General features: G+C 66.5%; 13 protein-coding genes. 4 read left to right on the top strand and 9 right to left on the bottom strand.

The annotated features are described in order from the left end of the window. Window positions 1-7: 7 nt before the first annotated feature. From mraY to coq7, 8 genes are all read right to left on the bottom strand, one after another. Window positions 8-1,177 carry a phospho-N-acetylmuramoyl-pentapeptide-transferase gene (mraY, locus tag BLR29_RS27870; RefSeq protein WP_092142039.1) on the bottom strand — a complete coding sequence of 390 codons (1,170 nt, stop codon included), beginning with the start codon at window positions 1,175-1,177 and terminating at the stop codon, window positions 8-10. A 15-nt stretch (window positions 1,178-1,192) separates the two neighbouring features. Next, window positions 1,193-2,602 (bottom strand): UDP-N-acetylmuramoyl-tripeptide--D-alanyl-D-alanine ligase, encoded by a 1,410-nt coding sequence (gene murF / locus BLR29_RS27865; RefSeq protein WP_092142036.1) that lies wholly within the window; start codon window positions 2,600-2,602, stop codon window positions 1,193-1,195. After that, on the bottom strand, window positions 2,599-4,152 hold the full coding sequence (locus BLR29_RS27860; RefSeq protein WP_092142033.1) for a UDP-N-acetylmuramoyl-L-alanyl-D-glutamate--2,6-diaminopimelate ligase: 1,554 nt from the start codon (window positions 4,150-4,152) through the stop codon (window positions 2,599-2,601). Before BLR29_RS27860 ends, murF begins: the two co-directional genes overlap by 4 nt. Beyond that, a complete protein-coding gene (locus BLR29_RS27855; protein ID WP_092142030.1) occupies window positions 4,149-5,966 on the bottom strand; it encodes a peptidoglycan D,D-transpeptidase FtsI family protein in 1,818 nt (605 codons plus the stop codon). Before BLR29_RS27855 ends, BLR29_RS27860 begins: the two co-directional genes overlap by 4 nt. Further along, window positions 5,963-6,283 (bottom strand): cell division protein FtsL, encoded by a 321-nt coding sequence (ftsL, locus tag BLR29_RS27850; protein ID WP_092142027.1) that lies wholly within the window; start codon window positions 6,281-6,283, stop codon window positions 5,963-5,965. Before ftsL ends, BLR29_RS27855 begins: the two co-directional genes overlap by 4 nt. Then, a complete protein-coding gene (gene rsmH / locus BLR29_RS27845) occupies window positions 6,280-7,263 on the bottom strand; it encodes a 16S rRNA (cytosine(1402)-N(4))-methyltransferase RsmH (protein ID WP_092142024.1) in 984 nt (327 codons plus the stop codon). The genes ftsL and rsmH overlap by 4 nt, the downstream gene beginning before the upstream one ends. Before the next feature lie 7 nt (window positions 7,264-7,270). Next, the gene (mraZ, locus tag BLR29_RS27840) at window positions 7,271-7,699 is read right to left on the bottom strand and encodes a division/cell wall cluster transcriptional repressor MraZ (protein ID WP_092142021.1); all 429 of its coding nucleotides are present in this window, start codon (window positions 7,697-7,699) and stop codon (window positions 7,271-7,273) included. Between the two features lie 497 nt (window positions 7,700-8,196). Further along, window positions 8,197-8,820: a 2-polyprenyl-3-methyl-6-methoxy-1,4-benzoquinone monooxygenase gene (gene coq7 / locus BLR29_RS27835; protein WP_092142018.1), complete on the bottom strand. Its 624-nt coding sequence runs from the start codon at window positions 8,818-8,820 to the stop codon at window positions 8,197-8,199. A 336-nt stretch (window positions 8,821-9,156) separates the two neighbouring features. Between coq7 and BLR29_RS27830 the strand changes: the two genes are divergently transcribed. From BLR29_RS27830 to BLR29_RS27815, 4 genes are all read left to right on the top strand, one after another. Next, window positions 9,157-10,341 (top strand): porin, encoded by a 1,185-nt coding sequence (locus BLR29_RS27830; protein ID WP_092142015.1) that lies wholly within the window; start codon window positions 9,157-9,159, stop codon window positions 10,339-10,341. A 167-nt stretch (window positions 10,342-10,508) separates the two neighbouring features. Further along, window positions 10,509-11,522, top strand: coding sequence for a Bug family tripartite tricarboxylate transporter substrate binding protein (locus tag BLR29_RS27825; RefSeq protein ID WP_092142012.1), 1,014 nt, complete (start codon window positions 10,509-10,511; stop codon window positions 11,520-11,522). Window positions 11,523-11,612: 90 nt separating this feature from the next. Further along, entirely contained in the window at window positions 11,613-12,119 is a 507-nt protein-coding gene (locus BLR29_RS27820) for a MarR family winged helix-turn-helix transcriptional regulator (protein ID WP_092142009.1), read from the top strand. Next, on the top strand, window positions 12,116-12,565 hold the full coding sequence (locus BLR29_RS27815; RefSeq protein WP_092142006.1) for a hypothetical protein: 450 nt from the start codon (window positions 12,116-12,118) through the stop codon (window positions 12,563-12,565). Before BLR29_RS27820 ends, BLR29_RS27815 begins: the two co-directional genes overlap by 4 nt. Window positions 12,566-12,840: 275 nt before the next feature. On the opposite strand, the gene BLR29_RS27810 is transcribed toward BLR29_RS27815, so the two are convergent. Then, window positions 12,841-14,523, bottom strand: coding sequence for a long-chain fatty acid--CoA ligase (locus tag BLR29_RS27810; protein WP_092142003.1), 1,683 nt, complete (start codon window positions 14,521-14,523; stop codon window positions 12,841-12,843). Window positions 14,524-14,622: the final 99 nt, after the last annotated feature.

The following is a 14,622-nucleotide window of genomic DNA, read 5'->3' as shown; positions in this document are numbered from 1 at the left end:
GCCCCGGTCAGCGCAGCTTCAGCGATGACAGCCCGATCAGCACCAGCAGCATGGTGATGATCCAGAACCGCACGGTGACCTGCGTTTCCTTCCATCCGCTCAGCTCGAAGTGGTGATGCAGCGGGGCCATGCGGAACAGCCGCCGGCCTTCTCCATAGCGCCGCTTGGTGAACTTGAACCAGGTCACCTGCAGCATCACCGACAGCGTTTCCACCACGAAGATGCCACCCATCACGAACAGCACGATTTCCTGCCGCACGATCACCGCGACCGTGCCGAGCGCGCCGCCCAGCGCCAGCGCGCCCACGTCGCCCATGAACACCCTGGCCGGATGCGCGTTGAACCAGAGGAACGCCAGCCCCGCGCCGGCCATCGCCGAGCAGAAGATCAGCAGCTCGCCGGCGCCCGGGATGTGCGGGAACAGCAGGTAACGGCTGTACACCGAACTGCCCATCACGTACGCGAACACGCCCAGGCCACCGCCCACCAGCACCACGGGCATGATCACCAGGCCATCCAGGCCATCGGTCAGATTCACCGCGTTGCTCGAGCCCACGATCACCAGGTAGGTCAGCACGATGAATCCGGCCACGCCCAGCGGATAGCTCACTTCCTTGAAGAAGGGCACGATCAGGTTGGTCTTGTACGGCACGTCGGCCCACATCCCACCTTCGATCCAGCTCAGGAACAGGCTCCACACCCGTTCGTTGCTGGCTTCGGCCACCGAGAAGGCCAGGTAGACCGCGGCCACCAGGCCAATCAGCGTCTGCCAGAAAAATTTCTCGCGGCTCGACATGCCGCGCGGGTCCCGGTAGACCACCTTGCGGTAGTCATCCACCCAGCCGATGGCGCCGTAGCCCAGCGTGACCAGCATCACCACCCAGATAAAGCGATTGCCCCAGTCGCACCAGAGCAGCGTGGAAATGGCGATGGAAATCAGGACCAGCACGCCACCCATGGTGGGCGTGCCGGACTTCACCAGGTGCGTCTGCGGGCCGATCGTGCGCACGGCCTGGCCGATCTTCAGTTCGGTCAGCCGGCGGATCACCCACGGGCCAAACCCGAGTCCGATCACCAGCGCGGTGAGGTTGGCCATCACCGCGCGGAAGGTCAGGTAGTTGACGACCCGCAGGAAGCTGTAATCGTTTTGCAGCCACTGGGCCAGAGCCAATAACATCGTGTGTCTTATTCGTTAGCGAGCGGAAGGTGTTGCGACAAGCGCATCCACGATCCGTTCCATGCGCATGAAGCGCGATCCCTTCACCAGCACGGCCGCCGCACCGGCCACCGCGCCCTCGTTGTCTTGCCGCAGCGCCTGCGTCAGGTCCTCGACGCTGGCGAAATGCCGCGCCGTCGAACCGTAGGCCTGCACCGCGTGCTGCGCCAGTTCACCGGTTGCCCACATCGCCTCGATGCCGCGCGTGCGCGCGTAGGCACCGATCTCGGTGTGGAAGGCCGGACCCTGGTCGCCCACCTCGCCCATGTCGCCCAGCACCAGCAGGCGCGGCGCGGCAAACCCGGCCAGCACGTCGATCGCGGCGCGCATGGAGTCCGGATTCGCGTTGTACGTATCGTCGATCACCACCGTGCCGCCCGGCGTGTGCTTGACCTGCAGGCGGCCCTTGACCGCCGTGAAGCCGGCGATGCCGGCCTGGATCGCGGCCACCTCGACACCCGCCGCCAGCGCGCAAGAGGTCGCCGCCAGCGCGTTGCGCACGTTGTGCGCACCCAGCAGTTGCAGGCGCAGGTCGAACGCCAGGCCTGGCGCGGTCACGTGCAGCACCTGCACGCCGTCATCGAGCGAAATCGTCGCGCGTACGTCGGCCGACACATCGGTGCCGAATGACAGCACACGCCGGCCGGCCGCGGCCTGACGCCAGATCGGCGCATGCTGGCCTCCGCTCTCGCCATCCACCGGGAACACCGCCACGCCATCGGCGGGCAGCGCGGCAATGGCGCTCGCGTGCTCATGGGCCACCGCCTCGACGCTGACCATGAATTCCTGATGCTCGCGCTGGGCGTTGGTGATCACGGCCACCGTCGGCTGGGCGATGCCGGCCAGATAGACCGTCTCGCCCGGGTGGTTCATGCCGAGTTCCAGCACCGCCAGCTTGTGATGCGCGCGCAGGCGCAGCACCGTCAGCGGCAGGCCGATGTCGTTGTTCAGGTTGCCGCCTGTGGCCAGGCGATCGCCCTCCCCCACCGCCGCGGCAAAGATCGCCGCGATCATTTCCTTGACCGTGGTCTTGCCGTTGCTGCCGGTCACGGCCACCGTGGGCGGCGTGAACTGGCGGCGCCAGCCGGCGCCGAGCTCGCCCAGCCCGATGCGGGTATCCGGCACGATGATGGCCGGCACATCGAGGCTGCCGATGGCCGATTCGCGGCTGATCAGCACAGCGGCCGCGCCACGCGCGACCACATCGGCCAGGAAATCGTGGGCGTCGAAACGCTCGCCCGTGAGCGCGACGAACAGGTCGCCGGGCTCGACGGTGCGGCTGTCGGTATGTACACGCGAGAATGCGCGCGCGGCATCGCCGGCGATATGGGCGCCGGCCATCCAGCCGGCGGCTTGCTGCAGAGTCGTCATCGTCTTTGGGTTCATGCCGACACCCCCCGTGCGCCCAGCGTCAGGCGCACGTGCTCGCGATCGGAGAACGGACGCTTCTTGCCCTGGATCTCCTGCGTGGCTTCGTGCCCCTTGCCGGCTACCAGCACCACATCGGCCGGAGCCGCATGCTTGATGGCATAGAGGATGGCGGCGGCGCGATCCTCGATCAGGCGGGCGCGGGCACGGTCTTTCATGCCGTCGGCGATGGCCTCGAGGATGTCGCGCGGATCTTCGCTTCGCGGGTTGTCGCTGGTCAGGACGAGGTCGTCCGCCAGACGCTCGGCCACGCCGCCCATCAGCGGGCGCTTGGTGGCATCGCGGTCACCACCGCAACCGAACACGCACCAGAGGCGGCCCTGGCGGGCCTCGGCCACGGGGCGCAGCGCGGCCAGCGTCTGCGCCAGTGCATCTGGCGTGTGGGCGTAGTCGACCACCGCCAGCGGCGCGTCGTGGCCACCGAACAGTTCCATGCGTCCATCGACCGGCGTCAGGTTGCGCAGCGCCGCGATGGCGGTATCCCATTCGACGCCCTGGGCCAGCGCCGCACCCAGCACGGCCAGCAGGTTGCTGACGTTGAAGGCGCCGATCATCGGCGTGGTCATGTCCGCCGCGCCGAAGCTGCCGTCGATGTGGAATGCGGTGCCGCTGGCCGTCGCGCGCACGTTGGTGGCGCGCAGCCATTGGCCTCGTGTGCCGCCGACTGACGCGCCGGCTTTGCCGTCGATGCCATATTCGATGATGCGCGGCGCGCTCACCGCGGCGGCGTTGGCGGCCAGCAGGCGGCGACCCATCGCGTCGTCGCGATTGATCACGGCGACGCGCAGGCCCTCCCACTGGAACAGGCGCGCCTTGGCGGCCTCGTACTCGGCCATGGTGCCGTGGTAGTCGAGGTGATCCTGCGTCAGGTTGGTCAGCGCGGCCACCGCAAAACCGGTGCCGGCCACTCGGCCCTGCTCAAGGCCGTGCGAGGACACTTCCATCGCCACGGCACGCGCGCCGGCGTTGTTCAGGTCGGCCAGGCTGGCCTGCAACTGGACGGCATCGGGGGTGGTGAAACCGGTGTGCTGGAGCGCATCCGGGAAGCCGGTGCCCAGCGTGCCGATCGTCGCGCACGGCGTGCCGGTCGCCTGCAGCAGGCGGGCCAGCCATTGCGCGCACGAGGTCTTGCCATTGGTGCCGGTGATGCCGGTCACGGTCAGGTCTCGCGCGGTGTTCTGGTGCCAGCCAGCGGCGATCGGCCCCGCCAGTTCGTGCAGGCGTGAAACCGGCAGGTGAGGCACCGCGTTGCCGTGACTCCATGCAAACCCGTCAGCCTCATAGACAATGGCCGACGCGCCCGCGGCGAGCGCCTTGTCGATATGTGGGCGACCATCGGTAGCCAGCCGGTCGTTGCCGAGCACGTAGGCGAAAAACACATCGCCCGGCTGCAGGCGGCGCGTATCGCCCGTCAGCCGCGCCGTGGCGGGGACGTGCGTACGCAGCCAGGCCAGCGCGTTGCTGGCCTGGGCGGAGATTTCGATGGGGAGCAATGGCTTGGCCGTCATGGCGTGGCGCTCCAGGGCTCGCTTTCCTGAACCTTGTCCGTCACCATCAGCTGGCGGATCGGCGAATCCGGCTGGACGTTGAGCGCGCGCAGCGCGCCGCCGGTGATCGCCGCGAAGGCCGGGCCGGCCACCGCGCCGCCGTAGTGGCTGCCGGAGGTCGGCTCGTCCACGCTGACGGCCACGATCACGCGCGGGTTGGACATCGGCGCCAGGCCGATGAACGATGCGCGGTACTTGGAGCGGTCGTAGCCGCGGCCCACGTGCTTGTAGGCCGTGCCGGTCTTGCCGCCGACGCGGTAGCCCATGACCTGCGCTTCCGGCGCGGTGCCGCCCGGCGCAGTCACGGTTTCCAGCATCCCGCGCACGTCGCGCGCCACCTGCGGCGAAAGAATGCGCTCGCCCGTCGCCGGACCGGTGGTCTTGAACATCGATACCGGGATCAGCTCGCCGTCATGGGCGAAGATCGTGTAGGCGTGAGCCACCTGGAACAGCGACACGGACAGGCCGTAGCCGTAGGACATCGTCGCCTGCTCGATCGGGCGCCAGCTCTTGAACGGCCGCACGCGGCCCGCCACGGCGCCGGGGAAGCCGATCTTCGGCGCCTGGCCCAGGCCCACGCTGGTGAACATGTCCCACATTTCCTGCGGCTTCATCAGCATGGCAATCTTGGTCGTGCCGATGTTGCTCGACTTCTGGATCACGCCGCCGACGGTCAGCGCGCCGTAGTTGTGCGTATCGGAGATCGTCGCGCCTTCGAAGTTGTACTTGCCGGTCGTGGTCACCACGGTGGACGGCGTCACGCGGCCCAGTTGCAGGGCGAGGCCGATCGTGATCGGCTTCATCATCGAGCCGGGTTCAAACGTATCGGTCAGCACGCGGTTGCGCAGCTGCTCGCCGGACAGGCGGGAGCGGTCGTTCGGGTTGTAGGTGGGCCAGTTGGCCAGCGCCAGCACCTCGCCGGTCTGGGCATCGAGCACCACCGCGCTGGCGGCCTTTGCCTTGCTCCGCTCGACCACGGCCTTGAGCTCGTTGAACGCCAGGTACTGGATCTTGGCGTCGATCGACAACTGCATGTCCTCGCCATCGCGCGGGGTCTTGAGGACACCGACGTCCTCCACCACACGGCCCAGACGATCCTTGATCACCTGCCGGGCACCGGAGCGGCCCGCCAGCACGCTCTCGCGCGCCAGTTCCACGCCTTCCTGGCCCTTGTCTTCCACATTGGTGAAGCCGACGATGTGCGCCATCGCCTCGCCTTCCGGATAGAAGCGCTTGTATTCGCGGGTCTGGTGCACGCCCTCGACCTTGAGCGCGGCGATCTTGTCGGCGGCATCGGGCAGCACCTGGCGCTTCAGGTAAACAAAGCTCTTGTCCTCGGACAGCTTGCCGCGCAGTTCCTTCTCGGACAGGTCCAGCAGCTTGGCCAGCTGGCGGATGCGCTGCGGCTCGACGTCGTTCGGCACGTCCTCCGGCACGGCCCAGATTGCCTTGACCGGCAGGCTGGTGGCCAGCACCAGGCCGTTGCGATCGAGGATCTTGCCGCGCGTGGCGGGCAGCTCCAGCGTGCGCTGGAAGCGCTTCTTGCCCTCCATCTCATAGAACTGGTTGCCCGGGCCCTGGATCCACAGCGCGCGGGCGGCCAGCGCCGCGAACGCCGCGAACATCAGGAACACCACGAACTTGGAGCGCCACATCGGCAGGCGCAGGCCCAGGACCGGGCTGGCCGAGAATTGTCCGGTGCGCGGGCGCGCGGCCTCGCCACGCGAGGTGCGGGCCGCTCGGGCACGGTTCAGGGTCGGGCGGGCCATGCTCATTTGGCGGACTCCCCCGTGGCGCCATGCTGGGCATCGGGCGGGCTCGACGGCAGGATCACGCCCTGCAGGTATTGCGTGCGACCCGCCAGCGCGGCGGACATCTTCAACTGGCTGCGGGCGGCATCGGCAATGCGCGCGCTCTTGCCGAGCGCGCTTTGCTGGTACTGCAGGCGCGACCAGTCGATATCGAGCTGCTTCTCCTCCGATTGCGCGCGCTCCAGCGCCACGAACAGCGTGCGTGCCTGGTGCTGCGCGCCGACCAGCGAGAGCGCGCAGAAAATCAGTGCAGCCAGGAGGAAGAAGGTCAGCCGGTTCATGCGGGCTGCCCTCCGGGAGCCAGCTTTTCGGCGACGCGCATGACGGCGGAACGCGCGCGCGGGTTTTCGGCAACCTCTTCGGCGCCGGGCTTGTAGCGGCCTAGCAGTTTCATTGTGGGTTGCGGCAGGTCGGCCGCGCGCAGCGGCGCGCGGCGCAGCGCCGGATCGGCATCCTGCTGCGGGCGGGCGTGCGCCTGCATGAACCGCTTGACGATGCGGTCCTCGAGCGAGTGAAAGCTGATCACCACGAGGCGGCCTCCGGCCTGCAGCAGTTCGTACGCCGCCTTCAGGCCTCTTTCGAGGTCCTCAAGCTCTTGATTGATGTGAATCCGTAGAGCCTGAAAGGTGCGGGTCGCAGGGTCCTGACCCTTCTCGCGTGTTTTGACGGCTTTCGCCACGAGCGCGGCAAGGTCTGAAGTAGTGGCGATTGCTCCGCCATCGCCGGGTTCGCGCCGGCGAGCAACAATCGCCTTTGCAATCTGTACAGCAAACCGTTCTTCCCCATAGTCTCGTATCACCCTGGCAATGTCTTGCTCGTCCGCCTGCGCCAGCCACTCGGCGGCGGTGACGCCGCGCGTGGTGTCCATGCGCATGTCCAGCGGGCCCTCGAAACGAAAGGAAAACCCCCTCGCCGCCTCGTCGATCTGGGGCGAGCTGATCCCCAGGTCGAGCAGTACGCCCGCCACGGGGCCCCGCCCGGCCAGACGTTCGGCCATGGCCCCAAAGCTCGCGTGCTCAATGGAGAAGCGGGCATCCCTGATGGTGCCCGCTTCTGCGATTGCTGCCGGATCCTTGTCGAACGCGACCAGGCTGCCGGCCGGCCCCAACCGGGCCAGCACGGCCCGGCTGTGCCCGCCCCTGCCGAACGTGCCGTCCACGTAGGCGCCGTCGGGCCGCCAGACGAGGGCGTCGACAGCCTCGTCCAGCAGCACGGTGCGATGGCGCAGGGCGGTGGTCCCCGGCGTTCCGGTAGGGGTCATGACCTCGTCAGAAAGAGAAATTCTTCAATGCTTCCGGCATGCCTTGCGCCATCGCCTGTTGTTCCTTGGCGGCGTAGGTGGCGGCATCCCAGACTTCGAAATGGCTGCCCATACCGAGCAGCATGACTTCCTTGTCGAGCATGGCGGCACTGCGCAGTTCCGGCGCGATCAGCACACGGCCCGCGCCGTCCATTTCCACGTCGGCGGCGTTGCCCAGGAAGATACGTTTCCACCAGTGGGCATCCATCGGCAATGCCGCAATGCGGCCGCGGAAGGTCTCCCATTCGGGGCGGGGAAAGAGCAACAGGCATCCATCCGGGTGCTTGGTCAGCGTCACCCGGCCCTCGGCCTGCTGTTGCAGCGCCTCGCGGTGCCTGGCCGGAATGGACATCCGGCCCTTGGCATCAAGCGACAGCGCCGATGCTCCCTGAAACAAGCTCGCCCCCCGGTTACCGCTGGCCTCGTGGCCTGGCGGCAGGTCGATCCATCCTGTCCCGCCTGCCGCGAATCATCGCAGAGCCGGGCCGCTTTTTCACACAAAAATACACTTCCTCACACTATTTCCCACTTTAGAGGAAGCGTTTTAGCGGGTCAAGGCTCGCCATCGGGCGATAAACGGGGTTTTTTTAATCAGAACAATGACTTAGCGCGCCAACTTCACGCACCACGAAAGTGAATCCCTAATGAAATGAAGATCTTATGGAGGAATGCAGAGAAACCACCTGAGAACTGCTGGGAGGGGAACTGCAGACAGCGCGAATTGAACAGAGTTCCACGCTGTGGGGAAGGATACAACGTTTTGCCAACAGGGCCGTCCGGACAAGGGCTTGCGGCAGTTTTCCACAGGGGAGCGAAGCAGTGCCACACACGCGCGTCGAAACGCAAAGGGCGACGACGCGTTCGCACGCATCGCCGCCCTTCCGGACCCTGGTCTCAGATGCGATAGGCCGTGGTGGTCATCACGCGCGACGCGGCGCGCATCAGCGCGCGCACCGGGCCGGGCAGGGGCAAGCCGCCAGCATCGCTCGCGGCATTGCCGTGGCGGATCTCGTCATCGCGCATCTGTTCGAGGATGGCGCGCGAGCGGCCGTCCGCAGCGGGCAGTTGGTCCAGATGGCCGGTGAGGTGGTGTTCCACCTGGCGCTCGGTCTCGGCGACAAACCCCAGGCTCACGCGATCACCCGTACGGCCGGCCAGCCAGCCGATCGCGAAGGCGCCGGCGTACCAGACCGGGTTGAGCAGGCTCGGGCGGGAGCCGAGTTCGTGCAGGCGCTCGGCACACCAGGCCAGGTGGTCTTCTTCTTCCCGCGCGGCGGCATCCATCTGGGCGCGCACCGGCGCGCTGCGCGCCGTCAGCTTCTGGGCCTGGTACAGCGCCTGGGCGCAGACCTCGCCCACATGGTTGATGCGCATGAGCCCGGCCACATGGCGGCGCTCTTCCGCGGTCATTTGTTCCGTGTCTGGCGCGAGCCTGTCAGCGGGGTTGTCGCGGTCGGGCCGTGTCGCGCCGGCGATGGCGCGCAGTGCCACATCGAATTCTCGAATCAGTGTGTCCATGTGTGTCTATGGAGAGGCGGGTAGCGCCTGGCGGCGTGCCCTACCAACGGGGTAAGCGCTGTCTGAAACGCGCCCTCGGGATTTCCCGCATTGTACCCGGCACACCGCGCGCGATGCCTTGCAACCACCCGCATGGCCGCGCCAGGACTGGCTCCAGGTACTCCAAAACCCTGAGTTGTGAAAACCAGACAAGACGTTTACCTCAGGGTCAACAAAATTCCGGCTTTTGCTAGAGTGATCGGCAGCTTCCTTGGAAGTTAAGCGCCGAAGATGGAGAGAGGACTCAGGAGGTTCTTCCGCGCTTCACCTAATAATTTTAAGTGGAGATAACCCAGCATGAAAAAATCGCTTCTCGCGCTTGCCGCGTTGAGCGCGTTTGCCGGCACGGCAAGCGCCCAGACAAGCGTGACGCTGTATGGCGTCGTCGACCTGCCGATTGAATATAACAACCATCTGGCTCCGGGCTTCAACACCAACCCCGCAACCTGGGCCCCGAACGGCCGCCCGCCCTCGCTGGCCGGTGGCGGCAGCCGCGTCGGCCTGCAAACCGGCGGTGGCCTGTCCGGTTCGCGTTGGGGCCTGCGTGGCACGGAAGATCTCGGTGGCGGCCTGAAGGCCCTGTTCGTACTGGAAAGCGGTTTTGGCCTCGATGACGGCAAGTCGCAGCAAGGTGGCCGTCTCTTCGGTCGTCAGGCCTATGTGGGCTTGCAGAGCGATACGGTGGGCCGCGTGACCTTTGGTCGCCAGTACACGACGATGTTCGACATGTTCGCGAACTTCTCGCCGACCGGCTACGCCACGATCTATGAACCGGTGGTGGCCCAGCTGGGCACCAACTTCCGTTCGGACAACACCGTCAAGTACACGGCCGTGGTCGGCCCCGTCACCGCCGAGGCACACTGGAGCTTCGGTACCGGCGTGGCGGCGATCGGTCCGGTGCCGCTGGCTGGCGCCGGCGCGGGCGAAACCCCGGGCAACTTCAACAACAACGCGGGCGGTGGCGCCGGCGTGCTGTACCTGAGCGGCCCGCTGGGCTTCACGGTTGCCTACGACGAATGGCGTCCGACCGTCACGATCGGCCAGCCTGGCCGTTCGCGCAAGGTCGGCGCCGCCGGCAGCTATTCGTTCGGTCCGGCCAAGGTGATGGCTGGCTATCGTTACGGCCGCACCACGGACACCAACGGGGCGGAACTGCTGCGCGACAACTACTACTGGTTCGGCGTGAACTACCAGGTCACCGCACCGCTGGGTCTGACGCTGGCGTACTACTACGACGACGTGAAGACGATGCGCGCCTCGTCGGCGTTCCTGGCCGACAACCCCAAGAACCCGTGGCAGATCAGCTTCATTGCCGACTACAACCTCTCGAAGCGCACCGACGTCTACCTGACGGCGGGCTACGTGAAGAACTCGGGCCTGAACTTCGATACGTCGGCGGTCAGCTTTGCCAACGGCTACCCGCTGGAGCAAGGCAAGACCAGCCAGGTCGGCGTGGCAGTGGGTATCCGCCACAAGTTCTGATCCGCGGCACGCACATAGATCCTTGTCTTCAAGGCGCCTTCGGGCGCCTTTTTTCTTTGGGCCGCCGGCTTGCGCGCTAAGGGTCTCACCTCATGAGGATGTGCGGCCTGAACTACTAGAATGGCCCCGAGACCGGGACATCCGGCCACCTACTCGGAGACACCCACATGCACCACCCCCGCCGACGCGCCGTCGCGATGATCCTGTCCGCCGCTCTGGGCACCCTCCTGGGGCCGCTGGCGGCCGTGACCAGCCATGCCGCAGATGCCTATCCAACCAAGCCGATCCGGCTGGTGGTGCCCTTCCCCGCGGGCGGCACCACGGACATCCTGGCGCGCGCGGTGGCCGCCGAACTGTCGAAGCTGCCAGGCTGGAACGTGGTGGTGGACAACAAACCCGGCGCAGGCGGCAACATCGGCACGGACATCGTCGCCAAGTCCACACCGGACGGCTACACGCTGCTGATGGGGACCGTCGGCACGCACGGCATCAACCAGTCGCTCTACGGCAAGCTCCCGTTCGACCCGATCAAGGACTTCGCGCCGATCACCGAAGTGGCGTCCGTGCCGAACGTGCTGGTGGTCAATCCCGCGTTTGCGCAGAAGAACGGCATCAACAGCGTCAATGATCTGATCGCCTATGCGCGCGCCAATCCGGGCAAGCTGAACATGGCATCCAGCGGCAACGGCACCTCGATCCACCTGGCCGGCGAGTTGTTCAAGACGCAAACCAAGACCTTCATGGTCCATTTCCCGTATCGCGGCAGCGGCCCGGCGCTGACGGACTTGTCCGGCGGCACGATGCAGCTGATGTTCGACAACCTGCCCTCGTCGATGCAGCTGATCAAGAGCGGCAAGCTCAAGGCGCTGGCGGTGACCAGCGCCAAGCCGTCGCCGGCCCTGCCCGACCTGCCGACGGTGGCCGCCGCCGCCAAGCTGCCGCAGTTCGAGGCCAGCTCGTGGTTCGGGCTGCTGGCGCCGGCTGGCACGCCGCATGACATCATCAACCGCATCCAGCAGGAAGTGGCCAAGAGCCTGGCCACGCCGGCCATGCGCGAACGCCTGGTGGCCCAGGGCGCCGACCCGGTCGGCAATACACCCGAGCAGTTCGCCGCCTTTATCCGTGCCGAGCACACCAAGTGGGCGAAGGTCGTGAAGGATTCCGGCGCGAAGGTGGACTAGGTCGCGCACACCAGCGCATATACTTGAGGCATCAAACGTTCAGCCGTCCCGCGTAACCACGTTGCGCGGACGGCACCGCCCTGAATCACGATGCCCACGCACCCTGCCGCGAGCGGCGCCACTGATGCCCTGCCGGTCGATCTCGAAACCCGTGCCGGCGAGACCAGCCACGAAGCCCTGCGGCTCTGGTTGCGCCTATTGACGTGCACCAATCTGGTCGAAGGCGACATCCGGTCGCGCCTGCGCCAGAACTTTGCCGTCACGCTGCCTCGGTTCGACCTGATGTCGCAGCTGGACCGTCATCCGGAAGGACTGAAGATGGGCGAGCTGTCGCGCCGGATGATGGTGACGGGCGGCAATGTGACGGGCATCACCGATCAGCTCCAGCAGGAAGGCCTGGTGACCCGCGAGGCCCTGCCGACCGATCGCCGCGCCTACCTGATCCGCCTGACACCGGCCGGCCGCGAGGCATTCTCGCGCATGGCCCGGGCGCACGAGGAGTGGATCGAGCAGCTGTTTTCAGGCCTCGCCGAGACCGACCGCCGCGCGCTGTTCCGCCTGCTCGGCCGCCTCAAGACCAGCCTGATCGCGCCATGACGCCTTCCCTCTTCCGCCTGATTCCGGCGATGGCCGCAGCCGTCATCGTCGCCGCCTGCAACACGGCGCCATCGGCGCCGCAGGTCACGCCCGTGAATGCGACGGTCAAACTCGGCCGCGTCACGGAGAAGTCGTTCCTGACGCGCGTGGATGTGACCGACACCGCGAGCTATGGCGGCTATGGCGTGGGGGTTGGTGCAGCCGGCGTGGGCGGCGGCGGAGGTGGCGGCGTGGGGATGGGTTTTTCGATCGATCTCACGCGCCTGTTCAACCGGCAGCCGCCGCAGCAGATCGACCTGTTCCAGTACAAGGTACAGGCCACCGACGGCACGGTGGCCACAGTCAACGCCCCCGCCACGCCGGGGCTGGAGCCCGGCACCTGCGTGCGTCTGGTCTATCCTGACGGCGCCGCGCAACCGCAGATGGGGCCGTCGAACGAGTGCTGATACTGCAGTCGCCGTGGTCCAACGCAAAATGGCCTCCCAACCGGGAGGCCATTTCGTTTCCGTCTAAGAGGCACTATCAAAAAGATTCTGGCGTCGTTGCGCGGCCTGGCCGTACCACTTGTACTGTCTGCGGCCGCGCCCTTGCAGGGCGCGCATGCGCTGGCAGGCGCATGCCGCTCCGCAGGCGGATCGCGTGCGATCCGAATTCCCTGCTTCGCCCTAGCCAGAACCGCTGGCGCTTCATTTTGATAGCGCCTCCAACCCGCCTCTCGGTCCTAAGCGGCCTTGCGGCTATCGCGCAGTTCGCGGCGCAGGATCTTGCCCACGTTGGTCTTGGGCAGTTCGGTACGGAATTCCACGTACTTGGGACGCTTGTAGCCGGTCAGGCGCTCCTTGCAGAACGCGATCACGTCGGCCTCGGACAGCGCCGGGTCCTTCTTGACCACGAACAGCTTCACCACCTCGCCCGAATGGGTGTCCGGCACGCCCACGGCCGCCACTTCCAGCACGCCGGGGCACTCCGCCACCACGCCCTCCACCTCGTTCGGATACACGTTGAAGCCAGACACGAGGATCATGTCCTTCTTTCGGTCGACGATCTTCGTGTAGCCACGCTCGTCCATCACGCCGATGTCGCCGGTCTTGAAGAAGCCGTCCGGCGTCATGACCTTGGCGGTCTCGTCCGGACGCATCCAGTAGCCGGCCATCACCTGCGGTCCGCGCAGGCAGATCTCGCCCGGCTGGCCCAGCGGCAGCACGTTGCCATCGTCGTCGCGGATGGAGATCTCGGTCGACGGCAGCGGCAGGCCGATCGTGCCCGAGAACGCATCCGTGTCGGTCGGATTGCAGGTGGCCGACGGCGAGGTTTCCGAGAGGCCGTAGCCCTCGATGATCGGGCAACCGGTCTTGGCCAGCCAGTTCTTGGCCACCGCCTCCTGCACCGCCATGCCGCCGCCGTTGGCCACGCGCAGGCCGGAGAAGTCGATCTTGCTGAAGTCCGGATGGTTCAGCAGCGCGTTGTACAGCGTGTTCACGGCCGGGAACATGTTGAACTTGTACTTCTGCAGTTCCTTGATGAAGCCCGGGATGTCGCGCGGGTTCGGGATCAGGATGCTCAGCCCCCCGCTGCGCATGCCCAGCAGGCAGCAGACCGTCAGCGCGAAGATGTGATACAGCGGCAGCGCGGTAATCGTGATCGGCTGGTCGATATGGGTGCCCTTGTTCAGCGCCGGCTGCATCCACGCCTCGGACTGCAGCACGTTCGACACGATATTCCGGTGCAGCAGCACGGCGCCCTTGGACACACCCGTGGTGCCGCCGGTGTATTGCAGGAAGGCGATGTCGTCCGGGCCGGTGGCCACCGGCTTCAGCTGCATCTTGCGGCCTTCCGCCAGCACGTCGTTGAAGCGCACGCAGTGCGGCAGCTCCCATGCGGGCACCATCTTCTTGACGTTGCGGACGACAAAATTGACGATCCCGCCCTTCAGCGTGCCCAGCATGTCGCCCATGCTCGCCACCACCACGTGCTTGACGGGCGTGGCGGGCAACACGGCCTGCAGCGTGGCCGCGAAGTTCTCCAGGATGACGATGGCCTCGGCGCCGCTGTCCTTCAGCTGGTGCTCCAGCTCGCGCGGCGTGTACAGCGGGTTGACGTTGACGACCACGTAGCCCGCGCGGAGCACGGCGGCGAGCACCACGGGGTACTGCAGCACGTTGGGCATCATGATGGCCACGCGCGCGCCGGGGCGCAGGCCGCGGGACTGCAGCCAGGCGGCAAAGTGCGCCGAGTACTGGTCCAGCTCGCCGTAGGTCATGGCGCGGTCCATGCAGATGAACGCACGCCGGTCAGCGTAGGTACGGAACGACTCCTCGAGCAACTGGGCGAGCGAACGGAACTGGCTGGCGTCGATTTCAGCCGGTACGCCTGCCGGATATTGTTTCAGCCACAGCTTTTCCATACCGTCTCCTGAATTTCTGAATGGTCGTTCGATTTTTGGGGAATGCTAAACGCGCGAGCCCCTGAAAGACAACACGTTAGACGAACTCCTCCACGAAGC

The sequence above is a fragment of the Cupriavidus sp. YR651 genome (genome assembly GCF_900101625.1).
Classification (GTDB): domain Bacteria; phylum Pseudomonadota; class Gammaproteobacteria; order Burkholderiales; family Burkholderiaceae; genus Cupriavidus.
The sequence above is the reverse complement of the archived record's forward strand: the minus strand, read 5'-3'. Positions and strand labels throughout refer to the sequence as shown.

What these genes read in the sequence shown, in the direction of transcription:
- BLR29_RS27860 (WP_092142033.1), bottom strand. Translation starts at nt 4,152, where the DNA reads ATGACGGCCAAGCCATTGCTCCCCATCGAAATCTCCGCCCAGGCCAGC.
- mraY (WP_092142039.1), bottom strand. Translation starts at nt 1,177, where the DNA reads ATGTTATTGGCTCTGGCCCAGTGGCTGCAAAACGATTACAGCTTCCTG.
- BLR29_RS27825 (WP_092142012.1), top strand. Translation starts at nt 10,509, where the DNA reads ATGCACCACCCCCGCCGACGCGCCGTCGCGATGATCCTGTCCGCCGCT.
- BLR29_RS27855 (WP_092142030.1), bottom strand. Translation starts at nt 5,966, where the DNA reads ATGAGCATGGCCCGCCCGACCCTGAACCGTGCCCGAGCGGCCCGCACC.
- coq7 (WP_092142018.1), bottom strand. Translation starts at nt 8,820, where the DNA reads ATGGACACACTGATTCGAGAATTCGATGTGGCACTGCGCGCCATCGCC.
- murF (WP_092142036.1), bottom strand. Translation starts at nt 2,602, where the DNA reads ATGAACCCAAAGACGATGACGACTCTGCAGCAAGCCGCCGGCTGGATG.
- ftsL (WP_092142027.1), bottom strand. Translation starts at nt 6,283, where the DNA reads ATGAACCGGCTGACCTTCTTCCTCCTGGCTGCACTGATTTTCTGCGCG.
- BLR29_RS27820 (WP_092142009.1), top strand. Translation starts at nt 11,613, where the DNA reads ATGCCCACGCACCCTGCCGCGAGCGGCGCCACTGATGCCCTGCCGGTC.
- BLR29_RS27815 (WP_092142006.1), top strand. Translation starts at nt 12,116, where the DNA reads ATGACGCCTTCCCTCTTCCGCCTGATTCCGGCGATGGCCGCAGCCGTC.
- BLR29_RS27830 (WP_092142015.1), top strand. Translation starts at nt 9,157, where the DNA reads ATGAAAAAATCGCTTCTCGCGCTTGCCGCGTTGAGCGCGTTTGCCGGC.
- rsmH (WP_092142024.1), bottom strand. Translation starts at nt 7,263, where the DNA reads ATGACCCCTACCGGAACGCCGGGGACCACCGCCCTGCGCCATCGCACC.
- BLR29_RS27810 (WP_092142003.1), bottom strand. Translation starts at nt 14,523, where the DNA reads ATGGAAAAGCTGTGGCTGAAACAATATCCGGCAGGCGTACCGGCTGAA.